This window comes from Pelosinus baikalensis (assembly GCF_020819555.1).
GTDB lineage: Bacteria > Bacillota > Negativicutes > DSM-13327 > DSM-13327 > Pelosinus > Pelosinus baikalensis.
In genome coordinates, this window is record NZ_JAJHJB010000071.1 from 1 (window position 1) to 10,368 (window position 10,368).

Sequence of the window (10,368 nt, forward strand, 5' to 3'; positions counted from 1 at the left end):
CTTGTTTTCCTGTGCTTGGACCCATTGTACAAACAATTTTCGTCTTCTTGATCATGAGTTCACCATCCCACTTATTTTTATACCTACTTTAACAACGTGGCAGAGGCGTTTGGTTCCCAATTCAATGAGTTCTGCTCCCCGCTCCATACATTCTTCCAAATTCATCGGACCTGGTACCGTACTCATTACTCCATCGATACCATGCTGCAATACATCTTCGTATCCCTGGCCTAAACCACCAGAGAGACACAAGGTAGGAACATTATATTTTTCTGCTAATTTGGCTACCCCTACTGGGGCTTTTCCAAAAGCAGTCTGAAAATCCGTTCGTCCTTCTCCTGTAATAACCAGCTGGGCAGATTGAACTAAAGAATCAAATCCAGTGGTTTCGAGAACAATTTCGACTCCAGGCCTAAGGTTCGCATTGGTGAAGAACAACAGTCCTGCACCAAGTCCACCAGCAGCACCTGCCCCTGGATACTCTGCTACCTCTTTACCAGTCACTTTGCTCACTTTACTGGCAAAATGCTTTAATGCTGCATCAAGCTCCAGCACCATTTCAGGAGTTGCTCCTTTTTGAGGACCATATACAGCAGTGGCTCCTTTTGCGCCGCATAAAGGATTGTCCACATCACAGGCAACGATGATCACAGTGTCCTTTAGTCGTGCATCAAGGCCAGAAAGATCAATCCGATCTAACTTAGCTAAAGCAGCGCCCCCGTAAGGCAGCTCCTGTCCATCAGCATCTAAAAACTTTCCGCCTAAGGCCTGAGCCATTCCACAGCCGCCATCGTTCGTAGCGCTGCCGCCAATTCCAATAATGATTTTTTTCAAGCCTTTTGCCAGAGCTGCTTGTATTAATTGACCAGTTCCATAGGTAGTGGTAATACGAGGATCTTTTTTGTCATTGGGAACAAGGGGTAATCCAGAGGCAGATGCCATTTCGATAACAGCAGTTTTTCCATCCCCTAAAATTCCCCAATAGGATTTTATCGTATCACCAAGGGGCCCCACTACATCTTGGTATATAACCTGCCCAGCAGTAGCTGTAACAAGGGCTTCTACGGTACCTTCTCCACCATCAGCAATTGGTACTTTAATCACTTCTGCATCAGGGAAAACTGCCTTAATTCCTTTTTCCATAGCGTTAGCAGTACCGACTGCTGATACACTTCCTTTATAAGAATCGGGAGCAACTACAATACGCATCTTCACCCATCCATCCTTTCTCTTTTGCACTTTGGTTTATTTCCGACTGATAGTATTATTGTATGTAAGAAACCAATCCATTACAATGATCAGAATATATAACAGATCTCCTTCTATGCTGCTGAATATTGTGCAAAGTATCTAATCAATGAGCAACAATAAATCCTACTATCAATCCTGGGCTCTATAATAGAACAATCCTGAATAAGCTTGCCCCAATTAGTAGTTTTCACTATAATAAGTATGATGGAAAACATTATTTTAGGGAACGACCACTGCCCAGTGCTTATGAATAATATTGTACATTTTAACTAATCGAGGTGAATACATTTGTTACTGACAAGTAATCTAGCCCAACCTATCGTAGATCACATCATGCCGATTGCCCAGCAAAATATTAATATTATGGATAGCAGGGGTGTGATTATCGCCTCTGGGCATAAACACAGGATCAATACCTTTCACCAAGGTGCAAAAGATGTAATCAACAGTCTCCAAATCGTAGAAATTTTTCCTGGCGACCTTGACCAATATACAGGATCACTGCCAGGTCTTAATATGCCTATTGTATTACATGATCAAATCATCGGTGTAGTTGGTATTTCTGGTCATCCGGACAAAGTACGGGATATCGCCAGAATGGTAAAAATGGTAACAGAGCTAATCCTAGAACAAGAAGTCCTGCAAGAAGAGGTTCGCTCCCAATTTCAATTGCGGGAAAACTTTGCGGCGCTCCTCTTATCCGATCATGCAAGTACAAATTATGATAAATTACTAAAAACTGCTAAACTGCTAAAATACGAGTTGTCTCTTCCTCGCTTGGTACTTGTGGTGGATATTGGACCTCTTCTTGATCATGCCCACAAAAATTTTGGCCCGAATGATTTGGTAGCATCCAGAACGCGAGAAAGTATCATGAAATTGTTATCCAATCCCTCTCATATTGATCATCAGGATTTAGTTGTTTTCATCGAAGACAAGCTCATCATTTTTAAATATTTTGAATACAATACATGGGAAATGTCTTATAAAACATGGGCCTCTGATCTATTAAAACAATTGAGCACGATGAACCTCCCCCTATGCCTGGGTTTAGGGAGCCTCGCTATGGAGTACACGGCGTTAGGACAATCCTATCAAGAGGCCTTGTTTGCTCTAAATATGTCTACGAATCAAGCTCCCCTTGCTGCCATACATGATTTTGATATCTTATCTTCCTATCTCGTGAAGGAAATGAATGCAAAAGACCCTTGTCAGCCATTACAAATCATCAAGGCAAAACTAACCACCAGTCTGACGCGAAAGTATGATATGAAAAATACCATTGTTAGTTTACTCAACAATAATATGAATATTACCAGTACGGCAAAAAATCTTTACATCCATCGCAACACCTTATTATTCCGCCTGAAAAAATTCAAAGAAATCACAGGTCTCGATCCTTGCGGATTTTTAAATCATGCGATACTGTGTAAAATACTATTCGAGGATTAAAAAATAAAACGAGTCGAACCACAAAGGCGCAAAGTACGCAAAGGGTTTTTTATTTATAATTTTTTGTGGTCTCCTTTGTGTGCCGCGAGCAGCGGCATTGTGCCTTTGTGGTTCGAAAATCTTGTATTTTTCTCTAGCGAAGCAATGACAGGTAGATAGGGTTCTATATAATACAAAAGCACCGAACTGGCAGCAGTGCAGGCTGCTGACAGTTCGGTGTTTATTTTTTAAGAAACAATTATTTTAAGTTATAGAATACTTTGCGGCCTTTGTACTGGGAAATGGTGCTCAATTCTTCTTCAATGCGAAGCAATTGATTGTATTTGGCAACACGGTCTGAACGAGTTGGTGCGCCAGTTTTAATTTGACCAGCGTTTACTGCTACTGCGATATCCGCAATAGTGGAATCTTCGGTTTCACCAGAACGATGGGAAATTACGCAAGTATAGCCTGCACGTTTTGCCATCTCAATGGTATCAAAGGTTTCTGTTAGAGAACCAATTTGATTTACTTTAATCAAAATGGAGTTGGCAGTGCTGGTTTCAATGCCACGAACTAGACGCTCAGTGTTCGTAACAAATAAATCATCACCAACGATTTGAATTTTGCTGCCTAATTTCTCAGTCATCAGCTTCCAGCCAGCCCAGTCATCTTCGGACATACCATCTTCAATGGAGATGATTGGATATTTAGCTACTAATTGGCTATAGAATTCAACCATTTCTTCGGAAGTTTTGACAACGCCTTCGCCAGCAAGGTTGTATTTGCCGTCTTTGTAGATTTCAGATGCGGCTACGTCAAGAGCCAAGCAGAAATCTTCGCCTGGTTTGTAACCAGCTTTGCTGATCGCCTGTACGATGACTTCCAAGGCTTGTTCATTGGAAGTCAGGTTCGGTGCAAAACCGCCTTCATCGCCAATGGCGGTGTTAAGACCAAGACCTTTTAATACACTTTTCAAGGTATGATATACTTCCGCACACATGCGAAGTGCTTCGGCAAAGCTAGGTGCACCAACAGGCATAATCATGAATTCTTGAATATCTACGTTATTGTCGGCATGTGCGCCGCCGTTTAAGATATTCATCATCGGTACAGGCAATTCTTTGGCATTAAAGCCGCCAAGATATTGGTATAAAGGTAAACCAACAGCAGTAGCAGCCGCTTTTGCTACAGCCATGGAGACGCCAAGAATGGCATTAGCTCCTAATTCGGATTTGTTAGCAGTACCGTCCAGTTCGATCATCGCTTGGTCAATACCTACTTGATCAAATACATTCATGCCTACTACTTCAGCAGCAATGCGATTGTTTACGTTGTCTACTGCTTTTAGTACGCCTTTGCCTTGGTAGCGCGCTTTGTCGCCATCACGAAGTTCTACTGCTTCATGAACGCCTGTGGAAGCTCCGGAGGGAACTGCCGCACGACCCATAATACCGTCTTCAATCACTACATCTACTTCTACCGTAGGGTTACCGCGGGAATCCATAATTTCTCTTGCTATAACGTCTGTAATTATCATTTAGTGAAACCTCCATTTATTTTATTAAAGATTTTCCAGTCATTTCAGCAGGAATTTCAATACCTGCCAAATCGAGAATAGTTGGAGCAATATCTGCTAAAATCCCTTTTTTCATTGTTCTTCCACGGTGTTTTTCTGACACCATGATCAAAGGGACTTCATTTGTCGTGTGAGCAGTAAATGGCTCACCAGTAACATGGTCAAGCATCTTTTCTGCATTACCGTGATCAGCAGTAATGAGAGTGATCCCCCCTTGGCTGCGCATAGCCTCTACTACACGCCCCACACAATTATCAACAGTAGTTACAGCCTTCATAGCAGCATCTAGTTTGCCAGTATGACCTACCATATCACTGTTAGCATAATTTAAAATAATCACATCAAATTTGCCAGTTTTAATGGCTTCTACCAACTTATCAGTCACCTCAATGGCGCTCATTTCTGGCTTTAAATCATAAGTAGCTACTTTGGGGGAAGCAACTAAAATCCGTTCTTCACCTGGATAAGGTTTTTCATCTCCACCGTTAAAGAAGAACGTTACATGAGCATACTTTTCCGTTTCCGCAATTCTAAGCTGAGTTAAACCATTGTTCTCCAATACTTCACCTAATGTATTCTTTAAGAATTGAGGTTTATAAGCCACAGGTACAACCACTGTTTCATCATACTGGGTCATACTTGCGAAGTGTATTGGTAAAAGCCCTCCGCAGCGAATGAAACCATCAAATTTTTCATCAATAAATACACGCGTGAGTTCTCGGGCCCGGTCAGGACGGAAATTAAAGAAAATAACGCTGTCATTAGCCTTAATGCCGCAATCACCACATCCTGCAATCACCGTTGGAGCCACAAATTCATCAGTTTTGCCAAGTTTATAGGATGTTTCAACAGCTTCGCTAGCCGAAGCAGCTTCTTCTCCCTCACGGCAAACCATAGCGTTATACGCTTTTTCTACACGCTCCCAACGTTTATCACGGTCCATGGCATAATAGCGTCCAGCAACTGTCGCAATACTGCCAATACCAAATTCCTTGATTTTCTCTTCCAAGGCTTTAATATACTCAATCCCACTAGAAGGCGGTACATCACGACCATCCAAAAAGGCGTGAACATATACCTTTTTCAGATCGTGGCGTTTTGCCAGTTCTAATAGAGCATACAAATGGTCGATATGGCTATGTACGCCCCCATCAGATACAAGACCCATTAAATGCAACGCACTATCATTGATTTTTGCTTGTTCTACGGCATTGACCAAAACCGGATTTGTGAAAAATTCACCTTCCCTAATTTCTTTGGTAATGCGGGTCAATTCTTGATATACAATACGCCCTGCACCAATATTTAAATGGCCTACCTCTGAATTCCCCATTTGTCCTTCAGGCAATCCTACCGCTTCGCCAGAGCAAGTTAATGTTGTTGTCGGATATAATTCTGATAGCAGTTTCATATGAGGTGGTTCAGAACGGACAATTGCATTATATCCGTCATTCACATCTCCCAAGCCCCAACCATCTAAAATTACTAGTGCAATTGGTGCTTTTAATTTACTCACCAAAACGCCTCCTAAAATTTAACGATTTTACTAAAGCCTACGGCATCAAGACTTGCACCACCAACTAATGCGCCGTCAATATCGCTTTTGCCCATTAATTCCGCAATATTATCAGCTTTTACGCTGCCGCCGTATTGGATACGAGTTTTATCCGCAGTATCTTGTCCAAAGACTTCCGCTACCGTACGACGAATAAAGGCACATACTTCATTCGCTTGGTCAGCAGTTGCAGTGCGTCCAGTACCAATTGCCCAGATAGGCTCATAAGCAATGACTAGACTGGCTACCTGATCTTTTGTCAGACCTTCTAAAGCAGCTTTTACTTGCTTGCCGACAAGTACTTCGGTTGTTCCCGCTTCCCGTTCTTCTAAGGATTCGCCAACACATACAATCGGTACTAAATTGCCTTCCAAAGCGGCTTTTACTTTTTTGTTCACTGTTTCATCTGTTTCAGCAAAATATTGACGACGCTCAGAATGTCCTACAAGTACATACTCGCAGCAGACATCACGCAGCATCTCCGCTGTCACTTCACCTGTGAAAGCACCTTTCTTTTCCCAATGCAAGTTTTGAGCACCTAAGTGAATATTCGTGCCATGCAATGCATTTGCTACAGCAGTTAATGTAGTAAAGGTAGGGCAAACTACAATGTCTACATTCTTCGCATCAGCAGTTAATTTACCAAGTTCCTGTACTAATGCCACACCCTGGCTGCTTATATTATGTAATTTCCAGTTACCCGCAATAATTGGTTTACGCATCTTGTAATCCTCCATTATCATTTTTGATGTGTTCATAAGAAACACTTCGCGTCTTAAAAGATAAAACCTTTGAACCGCGAAGACGCGAAGAACAGGTCGACAGATAAAACGAATCGAACCACAAAGCCGCAAAGGACACAAAGGGTTTATTTGTTTTTTACCCCTTCGTGTTCTTCGTGATTCTTCGTGTCTTCGCGGTTCACGACTTTTTTTATCCTATCCTACTTACTTATCAGCTAGAGCTGCGATGCCTGGGAGTACTTTACCTTCCAGGAACTCTAAGGATGCACCGCCGCCAGTGGAGATGTGGGTAATCTTATCCGCTAAGCCCACTTTTTCCAAAGCTGCGATGGAGTCTCCGCCGCCTACAATGCTGGTTGCCTTAGATGCTGCAACTGCTTTGGCTACTGTTTCCGTGCCATTTGCAAAAGCATCCATTTCAAATACGCCCATCGGTCCGTTCCATACGATGGTTTGAGCTGTTTCTACGGCTTTCGCATATACGGTTGCTGTTTCAGGTCCAATATCAAGAGCCATCCACTCACTGTCGATGTTAGCAACTGCTACCGCTTTATGCTGGGCATCAGCAGCAAATTTATCCGCAATCACGACATCAGTAGGTAAGAGTAAGCTTACGCCACGTTCTTTAGCCGTAACAATCAGAGTTTTTGCCAATTCCACCTTATCAGCTTCCAGCAGCGATTTTCCAATATTATAACCTTGGGCAGCAAGGAACGTATTGGCCATACCACCGCCAATGATTAGCGTATCCACTTTCTTCAATAAATTCTCAATCACGCCGATTTTATCAGAAACCTTCGCACCGCCAATAATCGCTACAAAAGGGTGAGTAGGATTCGCTACGGTTTGACCTACGAACATGATTTCTTTTTCCATTAGGAAACCTGCCACTGCAGGCAGATATTTCGTAATTCCTTCTACAGAAGCATGTGCCCGGTGGGATACACCAAAGGCATCATTAACAGCTACATCCGCTAGGCTTGCCAATTGACGAGAAAATTCCGGATCGTTCTTTTCTTCGGCTTTATGATAGCGAAGATTTTCTAACATTAAAATTTGACCTGGCTGCAAGGCTTTCGCTTTTGCCTCTGCCTCGGAACCAACACAATCAGATGCAACGGCTACTTCCTGACCAAGTAAATCGGAAAGTCGTTTTGCCACAGGCACTAAGGAAAAGGCAGGCACAACTTCACCTTTTGGGCGTCCTAAATGGCTGGCAATAATGATTGCAGCATTTTGTGACAATAAATATTTCAATGTTGGCAAGGTAGCACGAATCCGAGTACCTTCGGTAATATTACCTTCTTTATCCATAGGAACATTGTAATCTACACGAATAAAGACTTTCTTTCCCGCTACATCGATGTCTCTAATAGACTTTTTATTCAACATTTTTGTTTCTCCTTAAAAATATTGCCCGGCCCAAAAAGGCCGGGCCATAAGATCTTTTAAAAACTATGCAAGTTCAGCAAAATACTTAATGGTACGAACCATTTGGCTTGTGTAGCTGCATTCATTATCATACCAAGAAACAGTTTGGACTTGAGTCAATCCGTTATCAATAGGAGCTACCATAGTTTGTGTAGCATCGAATAAGGAACCATATCGGATACCAACGATATCACTGGATACCAATTCATCTTCCGTGTAACCGAAAGATTCATCAGCTGCAGCTTTCATAGCTGCATTGACTTGGTCTTTGGTAACCGTACCTTCAACAACTGATATTAATATCGTAGTAGAACCGGTAGGGGTTGGAACACGTTGTGCGGAACCGATCAATTTACCATTTAATTCAGGAATAACTAAACCGATTGCTTTAGCAGCACCAGTGGAGTTAGGAACGATATTAACTGCTGCAGCACGGGATCTTCTGAGGTCACCATTTCTCTGAGGGCCGTCAAGAGTCATTTGATCACCAGTATAAGCGTGGATTGTGGACATAATACCACTCTTAATAGGAGCCAAATCATTAAGCGCCTTAGCCATAGGAGCTAAGCAGTTTGTCGTGCAAGAAGCTGCAGAAATAACTGTATCGCTAGCTTTTAATATATCGTGGTTTACATTAAAAACAACAGTAGGCAGATCGGTTCCTGCTGGAGCAGAGATAACGACTTTTTTAGCGCCAGCTTTGATATGCGCAGAAGCTTTTTCTTTGGAAGTATAGAAACCTGTGCATTCAAGAACAACGTCTACACCAATTTCACCCCAAGGTAGTTCTTCTGCTTTTGCTGATTTATAGATTTTGATTTCTTTGCCGTCAATAGTGATAGAATCCTCGCCTGCAGTCACTTTGCTAGCTAGAGCATACGTGCCCTGAGTTGAATCATACTTCAATAAGTGTGCCAGCATTTTAGGACTTGTTAAGTCATTGATTGCAACAACATCATATCCCTCTGCCCCGAACATTTGCCTAAACGCAAGACGTCCAATACGTCCAAAACCATTGATCGCTACTTTTACTGTCATGTTAAAAATACCTCCCAATTATCTATTTATTTTCGCCTAATACCATTCCATAGGATATGCCATTAGGACTTATATAATACTCTGAATGGCTTTGGCTGCAGATTCATCTGTAATCAGAATATCCTGCCCACCGGCATTCGTAACCGCCACAATAGCCTTTGCTTTCCTTCGGCCTCCTGCTACAGCTACTACTACACCGACATCCGCCAAATCATCCAGATGTAACCCCACACTACTTGTAATATAAATGTTTTTACCTTCTACGGTACAATAATGCCCTAATGCCTCGCCAACAGCACCGCTATTGATGAGTTTAGAAACAAATTCATTATCAAACCCTCGGCGAACAGCCATTTCCTGTGCTTGACCAATACCATGTATCAGAACATCTGCACGTTTAATCATATCTGCTACAGTGAGAATATTGCTATTATTAGCCACCATCACACCGAGCATTTCTTCACTGATCCCCTCAGGTACATGAATCATACGATACTTGCCGCCTAATTTGGTAGCCATAGCAGCCGCAATGGTATTGGCTTGGTTCTCTACTTTTTCCCCAAGCCCGCCTCGGGCCGGAACAACTGTAACAGAAGGCTGAGTGAAATGGATAGCTTCTGCCACATTGGCCATAATAGTTCCACCGCTTACCGCGACAATCATATCATTCTTATTTAAATATTGAGCCAGTACGTTAGCAGCAGCACGCCCTAATTCCCTGCGTACCGCAGTGTCACTATCACTGTCACCAGGAATAATAATGACTTGTTTAAGTCCTAGCTTTTCCGAAAGTTCATCTTCTAATGTCGTTAGTCCATGAAGAGCTTTGATATATTCGGATAAATCTTTCAGCAGCAGCTGACCTTCCAACGTGATTGTCATGCCCATTTGAGAGAAATCTACCAGACCAGCATTCTTCAAAAATTCTACCTGGGCACGCACCACTCGCTCGCCTTTTTCTAAAATAGCAGCTAATGCTCTTCGCCCCACAGGTTCGCTATGCTGAATGGATCTCAAAATATCATATCGTTCTTCAATGGCTGCAATAAATTCAGGAGCAATTTTACGCTGAAGCTGGACGGCTTTTTTCCACATGACCTCTTCCTTCGGGACATTTAACGTCCCCATGGCACATTTTTTGTCCCATCTTGTCAAAAAAATATACTAACTAGCGTAAGGTATATATTATTTTCTAATATACTAACTTCGCCATACAATAAGTAACTCCTGCTAGTTTTAGCAAAAATTACGATAAAAATTGTAAATAATTTTCAAACTATTATCTTGCGTTAATTTCGCCGCTGTAAACTAATCCGCGAGCCGCATCTACTGTCACAACC

At 42.2% G+C, this 10,368-nt stretch carries 8 protein-coding genes; 1 reads left to right on the top strand and 7 read right to left on the bottom strand.

Annotation, left to right across the window (positions count from 1 at the left end; translation table 11 throughout):
* Positions 1-51: 51 nt before the first annotated feature.
* Positions 52-1,209, bottom strand: coding sequence for a glycerate kinase (locus LMF89_RS24090; protein ID WP_229537373.1), 1,158 nt, complete (start codon positions 1,207-1,209; stop codon positions 52-54).
* Between the two features lie 330 nt (positions 1,210-1,539).
* On the opposite strand from LMF89_RS24090, the gene LMF89_RS24095 reads away from it, so the two are divergent.
* Positions 1,540-2,703 carry a CdaR family transcriptional regulator gene (locus LMF89_RS24095; protein WP_229537374.1) on the top strand — a complete coding sequence of 388 codons (1,164 nt, stop codon included), beginning with the start codon at positions 1,540-1,542 and terminating at the stop codon, positions 2,701-2,703.
* 238 nt (positions 2,704-2,941) lie between these two features.
* Here the strand turns inward: LMF89_RS24095 and eno are convergent, their stop codons facing one another.
* The 6 genes from eno to LMF89_RS24125 form a co-directional block, all read right to left on the bottom strand.
* Entirely contained in the window at positions 2,942-4,222 is a 1,281-nt protein-coding gene (eno, locus tag LMF89_RS24100; protein ID WP_007932221.1) for a phosphopyruvate hydratase, read from the bottom strand.
* Positions 4,223-4,238: 16 nt separating this feature from the next.
* The gene (gpmI, locus tag LMF89_RS24105) at positions 4,239-5,777 is read right to left on the bottom strand and encodes a 2,3-bisphosphoglycerate-independent phosphoglycerate mutase (protein ID WP_229537375.1); all 1,539 of its coding nucleotides are present in this window, start codon (positions 5,775-5,777) and stop codon (positions 4,239-4,241) included.
* Between the two features lie 11 nt (positions 5,778-5,788).
* On the bottom strand, positions 5,789-6,538 hold the full coding sequence (tpiA, locus tag LMF89_RS24110) for a triose-phosphate isomerase (protein ID WP_229537376.1): 750 nt from the start codon (positions 6,536-6,538) through the stop codon (positions 5,789-5,791).
* 225 nt (positions 6,539-6,763) lie between these two features.
* Positions 6,764-7,951 carry a phosphoglycerate kinase gene (locus LMF89_RS24115; RefSeq protein WP_229537377.1) on the bottom strand — a complete coding sequence of 396 codons (1,188 nt, stop codon included), beginning with the start codon at positions 7,949-7,951 and terminating at the stop codon, positions 6,764-6,766.
* Positions 7,952-8,014: 63 nt separating this feature from the next.
* Entirely contained in the window at positions 8,015-9,028 is a 1,014-nt protein-coding gene (gene gap, locus LMF89_RS24120) for a type I glyceraldehyde-3-phosphate dehydrogenase (protein ID WP_229537378.1), read from the bottom strand.
* Positions 9,029-9,097: 69 nt separating this feature from the next.
* The gene (locus LMF89_RS24125; RefSeq protein ID WP_229537379.1) at positions 9,098-10,123 is read right to left on the bottom strand and encodes a sugar-binding transcriptional regulator; all 1,026 of its coding nucleotides are present in this window, start codon (positions 10,121-10,123) and stop codon (positions 9,098-9,100) included.
* Positions 10,124-10,368: the final 245 nt, after the last annotated feature.

Bases quoted from the DNA above. Each gene is read 5' to 3' on its own strand.
- LMF89_RS24125 (WP_229537379.1), bottom strand. From the start codon at position 10,123: ATGTGGAAAAAAGCCGTCCAGCTTCAGCGTAAAATTGCTCCTGAATTT.
- gap (WP_229537378.1), bottom strand. From the start codon at position 9,028: ATGACAGTAAAAGTAGCGATCAATGGTTTTGGACGTATTGGACGTCTT.
- eno (WP_007932221.1), bottom strand. From the start codon at position 4,222: ATGATAATTACAGACGTTATAGCAAGAGAAATTATGGATTCCCGCGGT.
- tpiA (WP_229537376.1), bottom strand. From the start codon at position 6,538: ATGCGTAAACCAATTATTGCGGGTAACTGGAAATTACATAATATAAGC.
- LMF89_RS24090 (WP_229537373.1), bottom strand. From the start codon at position 1,209: ATGCGTATTGTAGTTGCTCCCGATTCTTATAAAGGAAGTGTATCAGCA.
- LMF89_RS24115 (WP_229537377.1), bottom strand. From the start codon at position 7,951: ATGTTGAATAAAAAGTCTATTAGAGACATCGATGTAGCGGGAAAGAAA.